The sequence below is a fragment of the Niallia sp. Man26 genome (assembly GCF_022049065.2).
In the GTDB taxonomy this organism is placed as follows: Bacteria; Bacillota; Bacilli; order Bacillales; family Cytobacillaceae; genus Niallia.
Map to the genome: position 1 here is coordinate 2,213,377 of NZ_CP095743.1, position 21,617 is coordinate 2,234,993.

Annotated in this window: 23 protein-coding genes; 9 read left to right on the forward strand and 14 right to left on the reverse strand. The window is 38.0% G+C overall.

Annotation, left to right across the window (positions count from 1 at the left end; all coding sequences use genetic code 11):
• The first annotated feature begins 219 nt into the window (after positions 1-219).
• Positions 220-1,530, forward strand: a complete 1,311-nt coding sequence (locus tag L8T27_RS11165; RefSeq protein ID WP_237941558.1) for a prolyl oligopeptidase family serine peptidase — start codon at positions 220-222, stop codon at positions 1,528-1,530.
• A gap of 50 nt (positions 1,531-1,580) precedes the next feature.
• On the opposite strand, the gene L8T27_RS11170 is transcribed toward L8T27_RS11165, so the two are convergent.
• The gene (locus L8T27_RS11170) at positions 1,581-1,868 is read right to left on the reverse strand and encodes a hypothetical protein (RefSeq protein ID WP_237941559.1); all 288 of its coding nucleotides are present in this window, start codon (positions 1,866-1,868) and stop codon (positions 1,581-1,583) included.
• Positions 1,869-2,218: 350 nt separating this feature from the next.
• Here L8T27_RS11170 and L8T27_RS11175 point away from each other — a divergent pair, with 350 nt between their 5' ends.
• The 3 genes from L8T27_RS11175 (at position 2,219) to L8T27_RS28680 (ending at position 3,993) form a co-directional block, all read left to right on the forward strand.
• Positions 2,219-2,563 (forward strand): hypothetical protein, encoded by a 345-nt coding sequence (locus L8T27_RS11175; protein WP_233313608.1) that lies wholly within the window; start codon positions 2,219-2,221, stop codon positions 2,561-2,563.
• Positions 2,564-2,641: 78 nt separating this feature from the next.
• Positions 2,642-3,580 carry an acetamidase/formamidase family protein gene (locus L8T27_RS11180; RefSeq protein ID WP_233313607.1) on the forward strand — a complete coding sequence of 313 codons (939 nt, stop codon included), beginning with the start codon at positions 2,642-2,644 and terminating at the stop codon, positions 3,578-3,580.
• Positions 3,581-3,864: 284 nt separating this feature from the next.
• The gene (locus L8T27_RS28680) at positions 3,865-3,993 is read left to right on the forward strand and encodes a hypothetical protein (protein WP_282581392.1); all 129 of its coding nucleotides are present in this window, start codon (positions 3,865-3,867) and stop codon (positions 3,991-3,993) included.
• 10 nt (positions 3,994-4,003) lie between these two features.
• Here L8T27_RS28680 and L8T27_RS11185 read toward each other — a convergent pair whose 3' ends face one another.
• Positions 4,004-4,318 carry a CHY zinc finger protein gene (locus L8T27_RS11185; RefSeq protein ID WP_233313606.1) on the reverse strand — a complete coding sequence of 105 codons (315 nt, stop codon included), beginning with the start codon at positions 4,316-4,318 and terminating at the stop codon, positions 4,004-4,006.
• A 157-nt stretch (positions 4,319-4,475) separates the two neighbouring features.
• Between L8T27_RS11185 and L8T27_RS11190 the strand changes: the two genes are divergently transcribed.
• Positions 4,476-5,246 carry a YhfC family intramembrane metalloprotease gene (locus L8T27_RS11190; RefSeq protein WP_237941560.1) on the forward strand — a complete coding sequence of 257 codons (771 nt, stop codon included), beginning with the start codon at positions 4,476-4,478 and terminating at the stop codon, positions 5,244-5,246.
• A 47-nt stretch (positions 5,247-5,293) separates the two neighbouring features.
• On the opposite strand, the gene L8T27_RS11195 is transcribed toward L8T27_RS11190, so the two are convergent.
• From L8T27_RS11195 to L8T27_RS11220, 6 genes are all read right to left on the reverse strand, one after another.
• On the reverse strand, positions 5,294-5,884 hold the full coding sequence (locus tag L8T27_RS11195; RefSeq protein WP_237941561.1) for a restriction endonuclease: 591 nt from the start codon (positions 5,882-5,884) through the stop codon (positions 5,294-5,296).
• Between the two features lie 92 nt (positions 5,885-5,976).
• Complete coding sequence (locus L8T27_RS11200; protein WP_233313603.1) at positions 5,977-7,659, reverse strand: ATP-binding protein; 1,683 nt, start codon at positions 7,657-7,659, stop codon at positions 5,977-5,979.
• A 172-nt stretch (positions 7,660-7,831) separates the two neighbouring features.
• Complete coding sequence (locus L8T27_RS11205) at positions 7,832-8,152, reverse strand: ArsR/SmtB family transcription factor (protein ID WP_233313602.1); 321 nt, start codon at positions 8,150-8,152, stop codon at positions 7,832-7,834.
• Positions 8,153-8,587 carry an SRPBCC family protein gene (locus L8T27_RS11210; protein WP_237941562.1) on the reverse strand — a complete coding sequence of 145 codons (435 nt, stop codon included), beginning with the start codon at positions 8,585-8,587 and terminating at the stop codon, positions 8,153-8,155.
• Positions 8,588-8,707: 120 nt separating this feature from the next.
• Complete coding sequence (locus tag L8T27_RS11215; RefSeq protein WP_233313600.1) at positions 8,708-9,016, reverse strand: antibiotic biosynthesis monooxygenase family protein; 309 nt, start codon at positions 9,014-9,016, stop codon at positions 8,708-8,710.
• 98 nt (positions 9,017-9,114) lie between these two features.
• Positions 9,115-9,360, reverse strand: a complete 246-nt coding sequence (locus L8T27_RS11220) for a hypothetical protein (RefSeq protein WP_237942303.1) — start codon at positions 9,358-9,360, stop codon at positions 9,115-9,117.
• Between the two features lie 161 nt (positions 9,361-9,521).
• Between L8T27_RS11220 and L8T27_RS11225 the strand changes: the two genes are divergently transcribed.
• From L8T27_RS11225 to L8T27_RS11235, 3 genes are all read left to right on the forward strand, one after another.
• The gene (locus L8T27_RS11225) at positions 9,522-9,872 is read left to right on the forward strand and encodes a hypothetical protein (protein ID WP_233313598.1); all 351 of its coding nucleotides are present in this window, start codon (positions 9,522-9,524) and stop codon (positions 9,870-9,872) included.
• Positions 9,873-10,145: 273 nt separating this feature from the next.
• Positions 10,146-11,117, forward strand: a complete 972-nt coding sequence (locus tag L8T27_RS11230) for a bile acid:sodium symporter family protein (RefSeq protein ID WP_233313597.1) — start codon at positions 10,146-10,148, stop codon at positions 11,115-11,117.
• Between the two features lie 176 nt (positions 11,118-11,293).
• Complete coding sequence (locus tag L8T27_RS11235; RefSeq protein ID WP_233313596.1) at positions 11,294-11,749, forward strand: GNAT family N-acetyltransferase; 456 nt, start codon at positions 11,294-11,296, stop codon at positions 11,747-11,749.
• 52 nt (positions 11,750-11,801) lie between these two features.
• Here L8T27_RS11235 and L8T27_RS11240 read toward each other — a convergent pair whose 3' ends face one another.
• From L8T27_RS11240 to fumC, 3 genes are all read right to left on the reverse strand, one after another.
• On the reverse strand, positions 11,802-12,359 hold the full coding sequence (locus L8T27_RS11240; RefSeq protein ID WP_233313595.1) for a nucleotidyltransferase family protein: 558 nt from the start codon (positions 12,357-12,359) through the stop codon (positions 11,802-11,804).
• Between the two features lie 117 nt (positions 12,360-12,476).
• The gene (locus L8T27_RS11245) at positions 12,477-14,840 is read right to left on the reverse strand and encodes a sensor domain-containing protein (protein ID WP_237941563.1); all 2,364 of its coding nucleotides are present in this window, start codon (positions 14,838-14,840) and stop codon (positions 12,477-12,479) included.
• 186 nt (positions 14,841-15,026) lie between these two features.
• Positions 15,027-16,412, reverse strand: coding sequence for a class II fumarate hydratase (fumC, locus tag L8T27_RS11250; protein ID WP_233314738.1), 1,386 nt, complete (start codon positions 16,410-16,412; stop codon positions 15,027-15,029).
• A gap of 179 nt (positions 16,413-16,591) precedes the next feature.
• On the opposite strand from fumC, the gene L8T27_RS11255 reads away from it, so the two are divergent.
• On the forward strand, positions 16,592-17,011 hold the full coding sequence (locus L8T27_RS11255; RefSeq protein WP_233313593.1) for a hypothetical protein: 420 nt from the start codon (positions 16,592-16,594) through the stop codon (positions 17,009-17,011).
• Between the two features lie 3 nt (positions 17,012-17,014).
• On the opposite strand, the gene L8T27_RS11260 is transcribed toward L8T27_RS11255, so the two are convergent.
• The 3 genes from L8T27_RS11260 to lacZ form a co-directional block, all read right to left on the reverse strand.
• Entirely contained in the window at positions 17,015-17,788 is a 774-nt protein-coding gene (locus L8T27_RS11260; RefSeq protein WP_237941564.1) for a DUF4097 family beta strand repeat-containing protein, read from the reverse strand.
• Between the two features lie 160 nt (positions 17,789-17,948).
• Positions 17,949-18,368: a MarR family winged helix-turn-helix transcriptional regulator gene (locus L8T27_RS11265; protein ID WP_233313591.1), complete on the reverse strand. Its 420-nt coding sequence runs from the start codon at positions 18,366-18,368 to the stop codon at positions 17,949-17,951.
• Between the two features lie 211 nt (positions 18,369-18,579).
• Positions 18,580-21,609 carry a beta-galactosidase, LacZ type gene (gene lacZ / locus L8T27_RS11270; protein WP_237941565.1) on the reverse strand — a complete coding sequence of 1,010 codons (3,030 nt, stop codon included), beginning with the start codon at positions 21,607-21,609 and terminating at the stop codon, positions 18,580-18,582.
• Positions 21,610-21,617: the final 8 nt, after the last annotated feature.

Here is a 21,617-nt window from a genome sequence, read left to right on the forward strand (position 1 = left end):
TCACTCACTTTTTCATGGTTTCTCTATTAGTTTACTTGAATATTTCAGCAATGGTCAAGACAAGCAAAAAACAAAATAATGCTTCCGTACGATGACTTTTTACTATATTAATGGGTTAACTTGCTAAAATAGGCTTTTTATCCCTTATCACAAGTCTGCCAACATGATAGCATTATTTTTGTAAGCGTTTCATAAACATAAGAGAGGAGCTGCTAAAACATGAACAAGTACATAAAATCTGCATTATTGTTTACTTTAGGCTTCATCTTAGTTTTCTCTTACAGCACTGGTGCAAGTGCTGCACAAAAAGGGAAGAATAATACTTCTTATCGCACAGTTATCGAAGTGAAGGATTGGGGTCCAGCAGTAACAAAGCTAATTGTAGATATTGGAAAAACTATTCCCCAAAACAGCGTAGATAAAGACACTTTTAAAGTACATGTCACAAGGAGTGACAGCAGGCTTGCCAATCCCCTGTTAGAGGAAGGTTATAATAATGTTACAAATGCCTTTGTTTCCGACAAAAATGGAAACGCTGCCAAAAACGGCAAATATGTAGTTATTGAACTCGAGCACGGCCCAACTGTGACAATAGGTGCGGCGATGAACTATGACTTTGCAACAGGCTTAAACGAATGGGTCGATTTTAGTTATGAAATTCAACAAGCAAAGGATATTAAAACTAAAGGTAAGTCGATTTCCGGCCTTCTTGTCACTTCATACAAGGGGACAGAAAATGGCCTGGTAGGTGAATTTTCTTTAGGAAAACATTCAGCTGATGGCACTACATTGACATATGCTGATTTCGCCCCTGCAAAGGATAAACAGAAAAACCCGTTAATTATCTGGCTGCATGGCGGCGGTGAAGGCGGGACGGATGCCACCATCCCTATTTCTGGAAACAAAGCAGTGAATTTTGCTTCTGACGACATGCAATCCATTTTTGGTGGTGCATACGTATTGGCACCTCAAGCTCCAACTTATTGGATGGATGGGCAGACAGGCAGAGCAGATGGCACTTCCAAATATTCAGAAGCATTGATGTCTCTCATTGAAGAATATGTTAACAAGAATCGTGACATTGACAAAAATCGTATTTATATCGGCGGAGCTTCAAATGGTGGCTATATGACACTGCTTATGACTCGTGATCACCCTGGCTATTTCGCAGCAGCCTTTCCTGTGTGCGAAGGTTTAAATGATAAATATGTAACAGATGAAGATATTACAGCTCTAAAAGAAACACCAACCTGGTTTGTAACAGCCAAAAATGATACAACGTTGCTTCCAGAATTAAACACATTGCCAACATACGAAAGGCTTATTGCCGCAAATGCACAAGATGTCCATTTAAGCTTATATAACGACGTCCATGACACATCCGGATTATACCGCAATGCAGATGGAAGTGCTTATCAATATGATGGTCACTGGTCTTGGATTTATGTTTTTAACAACGACCCTGTAACGGCTATTAACGGTAAAAACATGACGATTATGGAATGGCTTTCTTCCAAAACATTGCAATAAATAAAAGAAAGCGGCTGTTGCCCAGCCGCTTTCGATACCAATTTAAGTATTTAAGAAATCACTTTATATTTTTTATTTATCTTAAATGCTAAAATCCGCAAAAATTCAGATACAGTCATTCCTTCTACATGCCTTGAATACCATGAAAGCTTTACACCCATATCTTCTCCATCATGTCTCACACCGATCGGTTTATAGCCCTTCTTCCCTGATGTGTCTGTATAATCGAACTCTATGATTAGCTCTTTTCCCCCTGGTGTCTCTAATTTCACTTTATATCTCGGATGATTATACTCTGGCTTATACTTTACACCTTTGATTTTTGCTTTTGTATTCATATAGTCTCCTTTATGAAAAATTATTTTTCCATTCCCTTTAGATTCAGGAATGAATGGCCAACCTTCATAAAAATAAACTCTGTAATGAAATGGAATGGCTGGTCTAAACTGCATAATCGTCTCTTAAGCAACAGCAAAAATTTTTAAGAGAATAATAGCGGTGTTACAGAGCCAAAGAAATAAAAGAAAAGGATAAAGACCATAACACCCTTTAAGCCGTACTATTTATATATATGACTCTCCCTTACTTATATGCCTGCTTTTTCCAATCATAACGTTTTACTGTTTCCTCTTATCATCTTCTGTTAAAATGGTATAATCATTATTAGTCTATTTTTTTGGAGGAAACAATGATTAATGCAATTGGTATAGTAGACTTTAACTATAAGCCGACACAAACTTCTAACTATAAACTGCATGTGTCGAAAAAGATTAACGGAGTAAAAAATAAGTTTTCTGATAAATACGAGGTGCTTTCCGTTTCTGAACCCTTTGATTTAGATGGAGATATTCACGTTCGTGTGTCCTGTTCTTTTGAAATATATTTGTCTGAAATAGCTTATTGCCGAACGATAGATGATTATGTCAGCCATATATTTCCTACATTAAAGCAGCGTCTATCTTCTAAATTAATTTCGACAAAAGTGCATACTCTTACAAAAATTCATACTCCTGATGAAAAAAATTATTATTAAAAAACCCTTTTTCAGTTCCTGAAAAAGGGTTTTTTTATTCGGATATAGAAATAAAAGGCAAAAGAAAGGAGTGTTTGCTTGAAACATATATTAACTTTAAAGCAAGAAAATTTTCATGGTTCGTTCAGCAAGGACTACCGCCCTGTACTGACAGTTGAATCAGGAGACAGTATTCAATTACAAACTTTAGATATTGAGTGGGGCTTTTCTGAATCAGAAACTGCTGAATACAAAACATTCATTTCCAGTCAGCAGGAAAAAAAGCCCGGCCATCCAATGATTGGACCAATTGCTGTTAAAAATGCGCAGCCAGGTATGGTGTTGGAAATTAAAATAAATGAGATTGTCCCAGGCTGGTACGGCAGAAATTGGAGCGGCGGTATTAAAAATTGGCAGAATCTCACACTTGGGATTGCAGACGAAGAAAGGATTCAGCTTGACTGGAAGCTTGACTCACAGCAAATGACAGGCAGCACAAATATAAATGGAAAAACATTTACAGTTGCTCTTAAACCATTTATGGGAGTAATGGGAGTGGCGCCAATGGAAGAAGGCGTGCACGCAACACCTCCTCCCCGTTATTGTGGCGGAAATATCGATTGTAAGGAATTGGTGAAAGGCAGCAGCCTGTTTTTGCCTGTTGCTGTTGAGCATGCCCTTTTCTCTATAGGCGACGGACATGCGCTGCAAGGGGACGGAGAAATTTCTGGTACTGCAATTGAGTGTCCGATGGAACTTGTTGACATTACGCTTATTGTTAGGAATGATATGAAGCTGAAAGCACCCATTGCAAAAACACCCTCAGGCTGGATAACACTAGGATTTAATGAAGACTTAAATATCGCAGCAGCAGATGCCTTAAATGAAATGATTTCTTTCATGCAAAATACATACCAAATCAACAGAACAGAAGCTGCTGCCTTAGCAAGTGCCGCTGTTGATCTGCGGATTACGCAAGTTGTCAATGGCGTAAAGGGAGTGCATGCCGTATTGCCTTTCGGCGCAATAAGATCATGACTGGAAAAACATGCTGGAACATACGTATGTAAATCTAATTCAAAACCAAACTATTTATACCTTTATTGATTAATAGTTTGGTTTTTTGTATTTTCGGTTTTAATACATTATTTATTAACTTAGGGGATTGAAGTGAAGGACACTGATTTACATAGGTTATATTTGTTTTGTCTCTTCTTTTCCATATTTTGAAACTTTTTAAAAATCAGCGCGTATTACTTGTATAAATAGTTAATATACAAGTAATACAAATATAACGAAATCACAGGAGGCAGGTTAAAGAAATGAAACTAAAAAAGAAAAAGGAAAAAAAGGATCGTACTGACGCGGCAGAATTAGCAATGGAATTAGCTGAACCCCTTTATCTTCTCGTGCGGTTTCTGTTTCGGGCTATCGGCAAGTGGCTGAATTGAATTAATATTATTATTCCGCTGCAAAGTATAGATGATGATGTAAGGAACATCTGTCATTATACTTCGCACCACAAACAGTACAAGAGCTCATTTCCTTGTACGAAGCAATGGAATGCTCTGTATTGCACACACCACAAAGAATAGCCTTCTCCGCAAATTTATATTTCGGCCAAACTTGAATTTTGTGATCTGCTGCCTCTTCATGACATTTATAACAAGGATAGTATGTATTACAGCAATAGAATTTAATGGCGATAACATCAATAGCACTGTGATAGTGCTTGCATCTCGTCTCATTATCTATCGTAAATCCGTGAACTTGCATAGTCTTTCCTCCTAAAGCAGAACTGATTATATTATACAATGATTTTTTAGAATACTTCCATTCCAATCTCTTTAAGAAATACCCATTAGTAATTGACACCCTTTTCTTTCTGTTATACATTATATATAACAGATAAATGGAAAGGAGAGGAAAAGTTATGTCTACGATTCTTACAGGAGTCTTGCTACAAATTGTGCTAACTGTCATTATTCCCATCATCCTCTTAATTGTGCTGCGTGTTAAAAACATGTTTACCTGGAAAGCTTTCGGAGCCGGAGTACTCATCTTTATTTTGTTTTCACAAATACTAGAAAAGCTTTTGCATATAGCTGTCCTTGCCCCATCAGGAATTGCATTGAAATGGACAGACAATCCTTATATTTTTGCAGTATATGGGGCATTTGCGGCGGGAATATTTGAGGAAGTCGGCAGATATTTTGCGTTTCAAGTAATGTTAAAAAACAACCGGTCTTACAGAGACGGACTTTCCTATGGGCTCGGGCATGGCGGAACAGAATCGGTTTTAATCGGAGCTTTTTCTGCTGTAAATACGTTAGTCATTTATTTTCTTATCCAATCTGGAAGTCTTGAGCAAACGCTTGGTGCTTCTCTCCCTGAGGGACAGCTGAATCTCATCAAGGAACAGCTTGCCAACGCAAGCATATGGCTGTTTGCTGCAGGCGGAATGGAAAGAATATGTGCCATCGCCCTTCATATTGCCTTGTCTATCCTCGTTTTACTTTCAATAAGGGAAAAACAATGGAAGTATTTAATGTATGCGATTCTGTTTCATGCTGCTGCTAACTTCCTGCCAGGCTTATACCAAGCGGGAGTCATCAAAAGCCTGCTGGCTGTAGAAGCAATTCTTTTCAGCATTGCAGTAATCTCTGTCATTTTCACTTACCGAATAAAAAACAGATTTCATTAACTAAAAAAAAGAAAATTCTCTTTAGTACGCAGAGAATTTTCCTTTTTTTATGTCAGCTGCGGCCTAATACTACTCATTTCCTTTTCCGCATTCCTTAAGCTTACTAGCCATAGATCAGCAAGTGCCATGCCGTCCATTAGTTCTATATTCAGCCCCTTAGCATAAGTGATTGCCTTAGGCGTAAAGGTGCCAGCTGTTATCACATAACCGCCTGCTGCACGTTTTTTTATGATGTTTGAATGAATCAAGGCAATTTGTTCAACCCCGACTTCATGCTGATTGCTATTAATTTGTCCTAAGTACAGCCCATCTTTTGTTTGGTGCTCCAAGTTTACACCCGTTTCATCTGTATCATTCAGCACCCAAGCTGTGCCACCTCTTGTTCTTTCCAGCAGGTTTGCAGCAAATAACTCTAAGGTTACTTCCTCTTTCACCCAGACCGGACTGCTTGTAATTTGCTTATCAGCTGGAAAAAAACGCAGAAACAAACCCATTGCTAACGTTTTTCTTATTTCCTGACTTGTATGGAGATGCTGTAGTATCAGACTGTCCTTATAATTCTCCTGCTTTTTTGTCCAGAAAAAATGAATGAAAGCAAGGACAATCAGTATACCTGCAATTACTTCGAAAAATAGCAAAACTGTTCCCTCCTTATTCATAAGGATAGACAGAGAGAATATAATTATACAAAAAATCACAAAAGGTTGTAAAAAGCTGCTGCCTGAAGCTTTTATGAATCCAATGGAATGCTCACCGTAAAGGTTGTTCCTACTCCTTTTGCGGAATGAAATCGAATATGTCCGTTATGCTGTTCAATAATGTTATAGCAAACCATTAAACCGAGACCAGTTCCCTTTTCCTTTGTTGTATAAAATGGCTCCCCTAGCCTGTCTTGAATATCTTCAGGAATGCCCACACCATTATCGATTATCTCAAACAAAGCATGTCCATCCGCTTCCTTGGCATAGACCATAATTTTACCGCCGTGAGGCACTGCCTCAATCGCATTTTTTATGATATTCATAAATACTTGCTTCACTTGATCTCCATTACATCTGCAAAATAACGGCTTGTCCATTATTTCAAAATGAAGCATCACATTCTCCATATTTGCCTGTGATTGCATAAAGGTACAGATATCATATAAAAGCTTGGACAAATCCATCACTTTAATTTCTGTCGACACTGGCTTTCCTAGCAATAATAATTCACTGGAAATTGTCTCAATCCGATTAATTTCAGCATCTAAGATTGGATACACATCTTTAATGTTTAAGGACCCTTGTTCTGCCAGCTTCATAAACCCTTTAATAGCTGTAAGCGGATTTCTGATTTCATGGGCAATGCTTGCAGCAAGCTGACCTGCAATTTCCAGCTTCTCATTCCTTATCATCAGCTCATGATTTTCTTTACGTTCCTTTATGTTTCTCGCAATATGAATAATCGTTTCCTTATCCTCAAAAACGAAGGGAAACGACAATACTTCTACATCGACTTTTTTGCCAGTCATTGCTATTAATTTAACTTCACATGTAGAAAATCGATCCTTATTAAGAACATTTGCAGCCTTTTGCTTAATCTCTTCATGATAGGCTGGGTCAATGATATCCCATACTACTTTATGTTGAAGATTCTCCGTGTTTGCTTTCATTAACTTTAAAGCCGATTTGTTTGTATATGCTATATTGCCACGTGAAGTGATAAAAACGGCGTCAGGCATTTCTTCTATAATTCTTGCATAATGTGATTGTGCAATTCTCAAGGAAGATATAGCAGTCTCATAAATCATTTCCTTCCGAATGGAAGGATGCAGATTCTCTTTGTCATAAAAGCTTGATACTACAAACTCATTATCAGACATAATGTATTGATTAAATTTCATGATCTCCATTTGTACGGTTGCTGGCAGCTTCATCCCATCAAATGCACAGATGCCAAAGCTGTTGACTTTTTTGATAAACTGTTGGGCACAACCTTCATATTTCGTTAGCTTTTCGAGCAAGTTAACCTGTCCGTCAAGCCAAATCACCTTTCCCCAATGCCTAATTGGTTTTCCAGTTTTTAAAAGGGGACCTATCGTTTCTGAGAATTTCCGAAACATTCTGTCAGGATTAAGCGGCCTACTCGGTTCATAGAAGTCCTCATTATCTACAAAAAGTATAGATTCCAATTGTGATTTAGTAATACCTTGGATTTGGAGTTTAGCAACAACGATGGAGCGGACTTTGTTGCTGTCTATAAAAAGAATCCCTTGATTTAATTCAATTCCGGCAGTTAAAAAAGACAGCGCATTATCTATGTATTTTTCAAACTCTGCAGATACATATAAAATATGGGTACCATTTCTGATTTTTGTATTTTTGCTAAGAGCTGTTTCAGGAGGAATATTATGTCTAAAGCTGTTAATTGCCATCCAAGTCCCCACTTTCTTATGTAGCGTGTTTATAAACGTAAAGATGAATTTTTGATATCGCTTACTTTTCCTTTTCTATCATACATATTTTTTGGTAATTTTCCTAGTACATTCTGCTTGCAGTGAAGAATTTCACCAAAAGGAAAAAGGCGCCTTTTAAGCGCCTTTTTTGTTATTCTTCCTCTATTAAATGCTTAAGCACAGACAGTTTATTGTGCCAGAACTGTTCGTAATAAGAAATCCATTCTTGAACCTCCGCAAGGGGTTCCGGCTGAAGAGAGTAAATTTTTTCTCTGCCTGCCTTTTTTGCTGTGACAAGTCTTGCATCTGCCAGCACTTGCAAATGCTTGACAATTGCTGTCCTGCTTACTGGAAACTGGCTTGAGATTTCAGAGATTGGCATATCCTTTTCAGACAATAGCTTCAGCACATGTCTTCTCGTTGGGTCGGCAATTGCTTGAAAAACATCTTGTTTTACAGCAGAAGCTGTCATTTACGCTTCTGCTTCCTTTTTCAGCTTTTGAACAATGCCGCCCCAGCCTTGGTTCATTCTATCGCGGATTATAGCTGACTTTTCATTTGCCTTGCCAATTAATTCGTCATTAGCCTTCCATCCACCATGCACAATAGTAAATTCTGTTTTTCCATTTACCTCTTGCAGGGAGAATGTGACAAACCATCCTTCCGTATCCCAATCAAATGCAAGCTTATGAGGAGGATTTAATTCTGTCACCTTACAAGGTGACGGTCCGAATGGAGATTGCAGATGAAATTCATGGCCAAGCTTTGCCTCAAAATTATTTGGCATAAACCATGCAGCAATTCCATCTGAAGTGGAAACAAAGTTCCAGACTTTCTGTATGTCCGCATCAATAGTAATAGTTTGGACAATATCCTGCACCTTGTCCTGATTTTGACTAATTGTCATAAAGGCATGCTCCTTTAAGTTTAATTTAAATAACACCTTTTGGTTACACTTTTATCTTATAACACCTTTTGGTTATATGTCAACCTGCCTTCCCCTATTATGACTATTGTTTATTTTTTCTTATTCGTTCATTCCATAATCTCTTTCCACTTTGCAAATACGGACAAAGTAATCTTCATACCAGCTTGATTTACCTAGCTTTTGGGCTGTTTGATGCGCAGAATTCTCCTTCCAGTGTTTAATCGCTTCAAGAGATTCCCAGTAGGACACGGTTATCCCTAAGTTTGCATCCCTTGCACTTTCTATTCCAATAAAGCCAGGCTGTTGTCCAGCAAGTTCTTCCATTCTCTCAGCCATTTTCCCATAGCCATTTTCTCCATCTGTTCTTTTTGATGTAAAAATAACTGCATAATACTCTTTCCGTTCCAAAACATTCTCCCCTATCTGCTTAATCTCTGTTTTTTTATTTCGCGTCTATAAAGATAAACTCCTTTTTTAGCTTATAATAAAAAACACTGGCAAAAGCTTCATTTCGCCAGTGTTCGTCCTTTGCGCTGCAGATAAAATTCCAGTGTTCCCATTTCCTCATTTGCAAGTATTTCCATTTCTTCGAGATCTTTTGTTGTAACATATGGGTCTGATGCATTCCATTTTATAAATTTAATAAAATAATAGTTTTTAATTGGGTATAGTATTACTTTGGAATGAGCAAATTTATCATATTTAAATTCCATGCTGCCTTTTTTTCTGTAAGCGTAGGAAATCACATTCATGTTCCCACCTGCTTTCTCATTAATATCCATTTATTTCACTATTCCCTGTCCTTATGAAGAAAAACCACATGCAGAAACAGAAATTTATCCTATTTTACTTATCTCTATGCTATAATTACAAAAAATTCATACAGAAGTACTATTTAAGGAGATATAATCTTATGGAAAAAAAAGGATGTTTTGACATTAAGGTGAATCACTTCTCCAAAACGATTGATATGTTAATAGAAGGTACCTTTGATCCCTCTAAAGTTTTCGAGTTTGTCACTGATTACAAAAATAAAATGATAGGAGTGCCTGTCAAAGAGTACAGATTAATCATCGATTGTAAAAACATGGATGTTCTAACCCAAGAGATGATTCCATACATGGAAAACTCATTTCGTTTATATAAAGAATTCGGCGTAGAAAGAATGATTATTATCATTCAAAAAAGTCCTGTGCTGAGAATGCAGCTGAAACGTATCGCAACGAGAACAGGATTATTATTTCCTGTGATTGTTGAAATATAGTTTACGAGGGGAAATAGAGTCTATTTTATTTATAGCAAGTATAGTTAGAAAAGCAATACTTCACAAACAAATGTAGAAAAATAGACATATTTCCCATTCTCCTCCTAACAACTTACCCACTCCCACATTTTCTACAATAATTTAATTCTTTGCCTTCAAAATGTAAGCAGATTTATTTAAATAGTCAAACATTGATTTTTCTTAATATTTAATCTAATATAGTTAGTGTTTTTATTACAAAAATCTGAATTATCATACTTTGGAGGTTTCGTTATGGGAGTCATCGAGAAAATCAGCAGCTTTGCCGGAAAAACATTTACATTATGGGTGTTAATTTTTGCCGCTGTTGCCTACATTATGCCCAATCATTTCGTTTGGATTGGCAGCTATATTGTTCCTTTATTAGGGATTGTTATGTTCGGCATGGGGCTTACTTTAGAATTATCCGATTTTAAAGAAGTATTCACACGTCCTAAGGATGTTGCTCTTGGAGTAATTGGTCATTTCATCATTATGCCGTTGCTTGCATTTTTGCTCGCAGTTGGGTTGGACTTGCCAAGTGAAATTGCTGTTGGCGTCATTTTAGTAGGCTGCTGCCCAAGCGGTACAGCATCTAATGTTATGGTATTTTTGGCGAGAGGAAATGTTGCCCTTGCAGTTGCCATTGCATCCGTTTCGACGATATTAGCACCAATTGTGACACCATTGCTGATTTTGCTGTTTGCAAGTAAATGGATACATATCAGTGTAGGTTCCTTGTTTCTTTCAATTGTACAAGTTGTCATCATTCCATTAGTTCTTGGTTTTATCGTTAAACGCTTTTTTGGAAAGCAGGCTAAAGCTGGTGCTAAAGCGATGCCGCTTGTTTCGGTAATTGCGATTGTTTTAATTGTGTCTGCCGTTGTTGCTGGCAGTGCTGAAAGATTGGCTGAAACTGGGCTGATTATTTTTGGAGTCGTTATCCTTCATAACGTCCTTGGCTTTATCATCGGCTTTTTCTTTGCACGTCTTTGTGGTATGGACTTGGCCAAGCAAAAGGCTGTGGCAATGGAAGTAGGCATGCAAAATTCAGGATTGGGAGTTGCGATTGCTACAGCTCATTTTTCACCGCTGGCAGCAGTTCCTAGCGCCATTTTCAGCGTTTGGCATAACTTGTCTGGTTCGCTTCTTGCCAATCTGTTCAGCAGAATGAAAGATAAAAACAACAGTGAAGATCCAGAAATTAACAATAACCTTCATGCTTAAATGTTCAACATATATTTGCAAATCATCACCATTTAGCTGTGAAGTGAGTCTATTTCTCTTTCAAACTGACTAAAATAGTAATATTCTAAATAATAATGCTATTCAAATAACCTTATGGTAGGATAATACTATTAGATTGTCATTTCAATTAGTTTAAAGAGAGGAGAACACATACATTGATCATTAAAGTTGATGATTTACAAGGACCTGAAATTGCAGGCTTATTAGAGGATCACCTTCATAGCATGACACTTCATTCACCGCCTGAAAGCATCCACGCCCTTGATTTAGAGGGATTACGCAAGCCGGAAATAACGTTTTGGAGCGCCTGGGAGGATGGTGCGCTGTTAGGATGCGGCGCATTAAAGGAATTGGATAAAAATCATGCAGAGGTAAAATCGGTAAAGACTGCTCCTGCCCACTTGCGAAAAGGTGTTGCTAAACAAATTATGTTACATATTTTAGAAGCCGCACAATTCCGCGGCTATGAACGCTTAAGCCTTGAAACAGGCTCAATGGATGCTTTTTTGCCTGCAAGAAAGCTATATGAAACATTAGGATTTACTTATTGTGGTCCATTTGCAGATTATAAACATGATGAGAACAGCATGTTTATGACAAAGCTGCTGTAATTTTTCAAAGAAAACGGCTTTAGGAAACATACATCCTAAAACCGTTTTTTCTTTATTCTGTGATACGCAGTTTATCCCATACAGAATGCCATTTTTTTTGCTTTATTCTTGCCTCGTAAATATGTCTGTTGTTTGCCTTAAAGGGCGGGGTTGGTTTAACCTCAAGGAAAACAGCATCTTTTATCCCCCATGGAGCACAAAGAACGATGCTGTCATCTTTATGAAGCTTTACTCCAAGCGCTGTAGCCGTTTCAGGAAAATGTGCTATCCCATCAGCAGAAGATTCATATGGCGGGAAGTTATTTAAAACATGCATGCGAGCTTGATTTTTTACAGACCATGGCAGATTCGGATTGTATTGTTCTAATTTTTTCTCTAGCTGCTTTTCCTTCTCTTCTGATATTTCGGTTGAGTCAAAATAAATCACATCAATATCAGCAAGAGGTGTTCTATGTGAAAAACCATGGATTTTATCCCAGATTTTTGTTCGGACAAACCCTGCACAAATCCACCAATCAGGCAAGTTGAGCTTACGGACCGTTCGTAAAATGTCCATCATCCATTCATCGTCATGAATCCACTCTTTAATGTCTAATTCTGTTTGTATCATGATTACACCCTCTTTTTTTATTGCTTCCCTTTTAATAGTAACAGAGAGCAAAAGTGAATTGTAAATATCTACTATAGGAAATCAATAAAAAAAATGCACCTTCAGCTGAAGATACACTTAAAGGATGGCCTCAAAGCTTTCCATTGTGATTGGTTTGGAGAAATAAAAACCTTGAGCCTGCTCACAGCCAAGCTGTATAAGCTTTTGTACTTGTGCTTCAGTTTCAACACCTTCTGCGATAATTTCCAGCTTAAGATTATGTGCCATAGAGATTATGGCAGAAACTACTTCAATATTGCCTTCTATTTGATCAATAAAAGACTTATCTATTTTTATGCAATCGACCTGAAGCTTATGAAGATAGGACAACGAACTATAGCCTGTACCAAAATCATCCATGCTGATGCTGATGCCCAGCTCACTTATTTTCTTTAATGTCTCATTGACAACAAGCTCATTCTTCATGACAATTCTTTCGGTTATTTCCAATTCAATAATGCTGCCGTCTATTTTGTACTTTTGCAAGAGTCCCGCAATAAATGAGACGAAGTCCTCTCTTAATAATGTGACAATTGAAATATTAATAGAAATCCTGCCGAATGTTTTCCTTGATGTTGCCCATCTATGAATATGCTTGCACACTTGAGCAAACACATATTTTTCCAACTTTACGATTAGACCGCTTTCTTCTGCCAGCGGAATAAATTCATTGGGCGGTATAAAGCCTTTTTTATTATGTTTCCATCTAAGTAAAGCTTCAGCTCCAATAATCTTGCCGCTTTTTATATGATACTTAGGCTGATAGTAAACGGACAGCTCCTGATAATCCATGGCTTTTTGCAAATCACTCTCTAAACCGACTTTATGGTCTGCATGTAAGGACATTTCCTTGTTAAATTCCTTGAACCCATTAGCCCCTGCTTCTTTCATCTGGTACATCGCGATATCTGCGTACTTTACAAGGTCATCCACATCTGTTGTATGCTCGGGGAATCTGCTGATGCCAACACTTGCTGTCAAAATAATCTCATAACCGTCTATAAGGATTGGCTGTCTAAAAACATGATTAATAGATTTAGCAATTGATTTATACATATCCTTGTCACTACTGCCATCTGGAATGATAATCAAAAATTCATCTCCGCCAAATCTTGCCACTTTGCCGTTCTCTTCTACTAAATTATTAAGCCGTTTTGCTATTCTTTGCAGCAGACTATCCCCGAATGAATGCCCCAGAGTATCATTAATGCTTTTAAAGCGGTCAAAATCGAGGAGCATTAATGTAAACGGAGTGTTGTTTTCCACATATTGATTCATCGTAATCTTTGCAAGCCGTCTATTTGAAAGCTGTGTAAGATCATCATGAAAGGCTAGATGTTTTATTTGCTCTTCTGATTTTTTCTTTTCGGTAATATCCTCAACCAGTACAAAGGTGCCGATGAACTTTTCCTTTGTGATAATCCGGACTGCCGTAACAAAAACATCTTTTCGAGTATTATTCTTTAAAACTATTTCTGTCTCAAATTTATGAACCTTCCCTTTAAAATGACCTAATAGATAGTGTTTAATCTTCTCCTTATCCACCTTCATGAAGATTTCAGAAATGCTCTTTCCAACCAATTCCTCTTCCTCATATTCTAGTAGTTTAATTCCTTCAGAATTCACACTATTGATTACTCCAGCTAAATCGATGCCAATAACGGCAACGGGGTTATGCTCAAACAGGGATGTATAAAAGTTTGCCTTTTTATTTAAAATAGTATCTCCTAAAAAATATGGCAGCAGCATTAATAATAAATTCGCTGCGATTGTTAAGGTGAACGGAATAAAAATCTCGTAATCACTATACATATAGCCTAAATTAAATTTCAAAATAGAAACTAATACAATATAGGGGATATTTGCAAGAGACACACCTGCAAGGACAATTCCGATATATTCCAGCCTTTTTGATGTTGCTTGAAAGACATCATCAGTGGTTATCAAAATCACAAACCGGAACACAGAAAAAGCAGATCCTATTGTTAGCAAAGAAGTAGTAATATACAGGATGATATTGAAATGGAGATGATTTTTAAACATCAGGGCAAAACCAATCGTATCAGCGGCGAGAATACATACTGCTAAAAATAAACTCCCCCAAAAATATTGGCTTTCCTTCACTTCCTTGGTTTGTGCCAATGCCAGAATTACTAAGGAACCGATAAAACAAAACAAATAGATGCTGATTAAATAGAGCAGATAATTACTAGGCGAATATGGTAATGGCACCATTTGCATAATGAGATAAAGGGTTATCCAAAAAGTAAAGCCTAAGAGCAATGAACCAAAAATAAGAATTCCATTTCTATTTTTCTCATTTTCGTTCTTCCTTACTTTCTTGCTGATCCACAGCCCTAAAGCACAGCTTATGATAGACAGGATAGGAATTACGATCATATATTGTGTATGAAAATGGTCTAAGATGTGATGAAAAGGCAATGATATGACCTCCTGAAGTTTTAGCATGTTCCTATATTTCATTTATTAATCTATGAAGATTTATTATACACTACTTTTGTCATACGACTATACTACTATTTTTTCTTTTAGTTAACAAATATTATCTTTTTAATGCACTAAAAACTGCACCTCTTTTATTAAAAGGTGCAGTTATAAAAAGATTGCTTATTTCGGATATGTCATTTCTTTCGGTTGGATATAGCTATCAAACTCTTCTTCTGTTAATAATTCTAGTTCTAATGCTGCCTGCTTTAAAGTGGAGTTATCCGCGTATGCTTTTTTCGCTATTTTTGCCGCATTTTCATAGCCGATATGCGGATTTAAGGCTGTTACAAGCATTAAGGACTCATTTAAATTTCTGTCGATTTTCTCTAGGTTTGGCTCAATTCCAACCGCACAACGATCATTAAAGGAAATAATGCTGTCACTAAGCAAGCGGGCGGACTGAAGGAAGTTATAGGCAATGACTGGCTTAAAGACGTTCAGTTCAAAATTCCCCTGACTTGCCGCAAAGCCGATTGCAGCATCATTTCCCATAACTTGAACAGCTACCATTGTCACGGCTTCACTTTGGGTTGGATTCACTTTTCCTGGCATAATAGAGCTGCCTGGTTCATTTTCTGGAATCATGATTTCTCCAATGCCGCAACGAGGCCCACTCGCAAGCCAGCGCACATCATTCGCTATTTTCATCATGTCTGCAGCCAATCCTTTTAACGCTCCATGTGCGAATGTTATCTCATCATGGCTTGTCAGTGCATGAAACTTATTTTTTGCAGATAAAAACTCTTTGTTTGTGAATAAGGAGATTTTTTCGGAAACTCTTTCAGAAAACTCTGGATGGGCATTTAAGCCTGTACCGACTGCTGTGCCGCCAATTGCCAGCTCACGCAAGTACGGCAAACTCGCTGCTATCATGCTTTCGGACTTTTCAAGCATGCGGTGCCAGCCGCTGATTTCCTGCCCTAATGTCAATGGGGTCGCATCTTGTAAATGAGTTCGCCCAATTTTAACAATTTCAGAAAACGCAGCTGCTTTTTCCTTAAAAGTCTCTTTTAGTTTGGCTATCGCCGGCAAGACCGTATCTTCCAGCTGAACAACTGCAGCCACATGAAGTGCTGTCGGATATGTATCATTTGAGCTTTGCGATTTGTTTACATCATCATTCGGATGCAGCCTGATGTCTAATCCTTTTTCAGCAAGCCATTTGTTGCCTGCAAAAGCAATCACTTCGTTAACATTCATGTTGGACTGTGTGCCGCTTCCCGTTTGCCAAACCACAAGGGGAAAATGCTCTTCAAGACTGCCATTTAAGATTTGGTCAGCACCGTAGCCAATCGCTTCCGCTTTTTCTTTTGCTAATAAGCCTAGTTCTTGGTTTACAATAGCAGCGCTTTTCTTTAAAATAGCAAAGGCGTGAATAATCTCCATCGGCATTCTTTCTGTTCCAATTGGAAAATTCTCTTTGCTTCGCTGTGTTTGTGCTCCCCAGTAACTTTCTGCCGGCACTTTAATTTCTCCGATTGTATCTCTTTCAAGACGGTACTCCATTGACATTCCTTCCTCTCTATAAAAAATGTTTTCGTTTCTATATCCTATTATATACGGTGCTGCCTGAATTTTCATATTTTTATCCTTGTAGAGAAGGTGATAATTCATTTTACATATTTTGTATATCTTAAGCAGTAACAGGAGAAACTGACATTAAGTTAACTTTAAGAGGTATTTATATGAGAATTATTGCTGCATTGATTTCCATGATCATGCCAGGATTTGGCCAAATTTATAATCGTGAGCTGTTAAAGGGCGTAATTTTTATTATTTTTGAGCATTTCGATAATATGCTTGGCAGAATTAATGAAGCTATCGCACTTGATTTTAACGGTTACCATCAGCAAGCAGTAGAAACAGCCTCATTTGACGTTCTGCTCTTTTATCCTGGATTTTATGTTTATGCAGTCTGGGATGCTTGGTTTTATGCTAAGGAAGGTGCAGATAAAACAAGGTCTGCAATTCCCTTTGTTGCTGCAGGATTTTTAGGGGAAATGGGTACGATTTTTGCTGAAAAGCTTCCCTTCCCTACACTGACTATCGGATTGTTAATGATTGTGCCAATGGGTATTGGAATGGTTATATTTCGGAATCACTGACCATTATTTTATGTTGATATTGCCGACAGAAACGGATATGGTCAATTTGTCTTTAGCACTGAAGGCTTCTTTCACCAACTCTTTGCCCGGCCCAATTTTTTTCACAGTTAAAAGGGAGTTATTTGCTGTTATCGCTCCGTTTTTAGTGATGGCATGTATGGCTGTATTAGTTGTATAAAGTTCTTTCGGGAGCTGTATATGAACATTGCCATTAGAGACTTTTAGATAATTTTCTCCTTGAACACGCAGCAGCTCAAGACTTTTTATTCCGCCTACTTTGTTATCAATATTCACTTGGGCACTTACTTTCCCTAAAGAGACACTGCCATTGTTTGATTTAATGGCAAGCTTTCCTCCTTGAAAACTACTTAACTGAATACTTCCTACTTCGGAATTTATGGAAAGTAGCCTTAAATCCGTAATTTGACCGATTTCTGTCTTTCCGTTCTGATTAGTTATTTCTAATGTATCTATCATTCCAGAAGGGATATTTAGTGTTAACTTCGCTCTCATTTTTCGACCAGGCAAGTATTTCTTCCAGCCTTTATTTAATATATTTATAGATATATAGGCTTTATCACCTTCCTCCTTTACTTGAACAGACGGTGTAGACAGCAATGATTTTTTTCCGTTTAATTCAAGGGATAAATCCGGCTTGTCGGTAACTACTTTAAGATCGGAAAAATCTGATTGTAGAATTAGATGACTAGATTTTTTTAAACTGATGCGTTGTTCAAATTTCGTAGACATAATTCCTGCTATTGAAAATAATGCCATTATTAATACCCCTCCTAAAATAAGTCTCTTTATGGACATAGTATATCCTCCCCCCACCCTTAATATTTTAATAACTAAAATATTTAATAATTATAATATATTCTAAATTCGATAAAATATCCATTTAATTCAAAGAAAAAAACAGATCGTTGCGACCTGTTTAAGTTATATCCTCAATATGTTTAAAGAGCTTATTAATCTCTGCCAGTGTGTTGGTAATACTCAGGAGCTGTTCATCTGTAAATTTTGAAAAGATGGCGTTGACTCTGTCTTCCCCTTTTTTCGTTAAAGCAACACGGACAATACGCCTGTCATCCTGCAAGCGAATTCTTTCCGCATAGCCCATTCTTTCCAGCTTATCACACATATTAGTAGCAGCACCTGGTGTCAGTAGGAAAACCTCTGCTATTTGCGTGATTTTCAGAAATCCAAACAGTTTCAAACGAAGCATGAGGAGCACGAGATTTTCAGATAAGTCCTCATCAAAGGTTAGCAGCCGCATAAAGTTATTGGACTTAACTTGAATATGAAACATCTCCTCCATTAAATTTCGAACTGTATCATCGTTTTGTTTTATCACGTTTAACATCCTTTGTTAATTATTTCAATAACTAAAATATATAGTGACTATTATAACTGCAAAATCTGTTTGATTGAAATCAGGAAGTATCATTTGAATTTTGCAAAAATTATCACCTTCATAATTTTAGCAAAATAAAGCCTTATCATCCAACATTAAGGATAATAAGGCTATTGTAACAAAATTTTTAAGCGGAACCGCTCTAACTAATTTACTTTCTCTGGATGAGGAATTCAAATTCTATCGTTTCATTAGCATGAATTAAATGCTCCTCATGAACCGGCGCACCCCAGCTGTCATCACCGCCAACGCCCATCTGCCTGCCCGCCACAGTCACAACTGTATAATGGATAGGCGGCAGCTCATAAACATGCTGCGCATTCTCAAGCTCAAAGGCAGTATATGGCGAGATATTACATTCAAGTGGTGTATTTACAGAAGATATTAAAATACCACGGCCATTTTTTGATGTGGCAGATACATGTCTGACACCTGTTCGATTTCCTGATTCTTGCGGCATAACATACCCTGATAGACTCTCTTCCACCTCTTGCTGAAAATGGCATAGTTTTGCGCCCATGTTCCTGTCAGAATAGTTCTCTTCTGGTCCGAGAGCATACCAATCTAGCTTTCTGTAATCTGCTGGAAGCTTAAACGTAAGCGCAAAAATCGGCAGCTGAGGCAGACTGTCAGCTCCTTTATACGCTGACTTCACATGCACACTTCCATCTGAATAAACGGTGTAGGTGACTGTTACCTCTATGTCTTGATGCACAGAGAATTCATATGTGAAAGCAACACTTGTTTGACTGTTGCTTTCCTCCACTTGAATGTCCTTACACCTACGCGCAAGACTTGCCGCATACCAGATTCCCGAATGATAGCTTTGTGAAAACCCACGGTCATTGTCTGTTGTCGCTCTCCAAAACAGTGGGGCAGGAGGTGATGAGATCATTTCTCTGCCAGCATAGCTCAAAGAAACGAGACTGCCAGATGCTTTAGAAAATAGCACAGAAAAATCTTTACCATGAACACCAATATTAACATCACCATGGACAGTTCGCAGTTCTCCAACAGGCGGACTAAATTGTTTGCTGCCCTTTTCATAAACATACTGTCCGAATGCAATCTCAAAGCCTGCTTCTGCCCAAAGGGTATTTTCCTTCAGTGTAAGTGATGCTTGAATACTATATTCACCTAAAGCTGCATCCAGATTTTCAGGCAGATTGAACTTGAAATATTGAGAGCTTTGCGGTTCAACTCCTGCCAAAGTACTTTTTCTGTACAGTTCCTTTCCTTCCAAAAACAGCTTATATTCTAATTGATAGCTGTCTGTATTTGTGAAGAGACTCTCATTTCTTATCGTGACACCATTTTCGTCTAATAAGAGCTTATAATCTTGGTAAAGATATTTAACTTCCTGCATTTTGGGTGACAGTTGGCGGTTTGCGTATACAATTCCATTTGTACAAAAACCGTAATCTGTCGGCCTGTCGTCAAAATCGCCGCCATATGCTAAGTATTCCTTGCCAAACCGGTCTTTTTTATAAAGGGACTGATCGATATAATCCCAGATGAATCCGCCTTGGTACATAGGATATTTTTGTTCTAACTCTGTATATTTGTACATGCCTCCAAGTGAATTTCCCATCGCATGCATATATTCACAGCTTATATATGGCTTCTCTGGATTTTCAGACAAGTATTTTTCAATAACAGCCGGTTTTGCATACATACGGCTTTCCATATCACTTGAATCATTATAAGCACGGTTGTGAAACACTCCCTCATAATGGACGAGTCTGCTTGGGTCTGTCTCTCTGAAATAGTTGGCAACGTTCAAGATAACTTCACCAGCATAGGATTCATTCCCGCACGACCAAATTAAGATGGAAGGATGATTTTTATCGCGCTCCACCATTGAAATGGCTCTGTCCATAACAATATCTTGCCATTCCGGTTTATTTCCAGGAATATTCCACGACGGCTCAACAGCCCCCATTTTTTGCCATGACCCATGTGTTTCCAAGTTCATTTCATCAATAACGTAAACACCATATTCGTCACAGAGCTCATACCAATAGCTTTGGTTTGGATAGTGAGAAGTACGGACAGCGTTGATGTTATGCTGCTTTAATGTTTTGATATCCCACAGCATGTCTTCTTTCGAAATTGCTCTGCCTTGTCTTGGATTAAATTCATGTCGGTTCACACCTTTAAACACAATTCGTTCACCATTGAGGCGCATAATTTTATCTGATAGCTCAAATCGCCTGAAGCCGAGCCTTTGTGGCACCACTTCTGTCAGGTTGCCAGATTCGTCATAAACACTAATGAATAATGTATACAAATATGGACTTTCTGCGCTCCAAAGGGACGGCTGGTCTACATTGATTGTTAAGGACCAATTGCTTGCCTCTTCCACTCCCATTGCTGCAGCTGTTGTTTTGCCCGTTTTGTCTCTCAGCTCTGCGCTTAGTTTAGACGCAGGTTTTCCTGTCAGCTTAACGGTTGCTGTTAATTTACCTTTTGTAAAAGTTTCATCCAGTTCAGGACGAACATGAAGATCTGTGATGTGAGTGGTAGGCACTGTGTAAAGATAGACATCGCGGAAAATCCCGGAGAACCTCCAAAAGTCTTGATCTTCAAGCCAGCTGCCAGTACTGCGCTGATACACTTCAACTGCAAGCTTGTTTTCCCCTTCTGCCAAATAGGGCGTGAGCTCAAATTCAGCAGGTGTGAAGGAGTCTTCACTATAGCCGACAAATTCCCCATTCAGCCATACGTAGAAAGCTGATTCTACCCCTTGAAAAGACACATTAACAGCACGCCCCTTCATATTTTCTGGAACAGAAAAATATTTGACATAACTGCCTACAGGATTATGATCGGAAGGAATTTCAGGGGGACGGATATCATTGTGGCCGTCCCACGGATACATCGTATTCACATATTGAGGCGTGCCATATCCTTGCAGCTGTATATGACCCGGAACGGTGATGTATTCCCAGCCTTCACAATCAAAATCTTTTTCATAAAACTGTTGTGGCCTGCTGTGCGGATTTTCTGCATACTGGAATTTCCAATCTCCGTTCAGACTGTGCCTGAGCTTCATCGGCACTCGAAGATTTGCCTCTTCAAATGTTTCATAATAATTATGGTCTGAATGAGCCAAAAGACGGTTAACAGCAAATACCTTCACATCTTCAAGCCAATCTAATGTTGGAATAATTTTCGTCATTGATTACA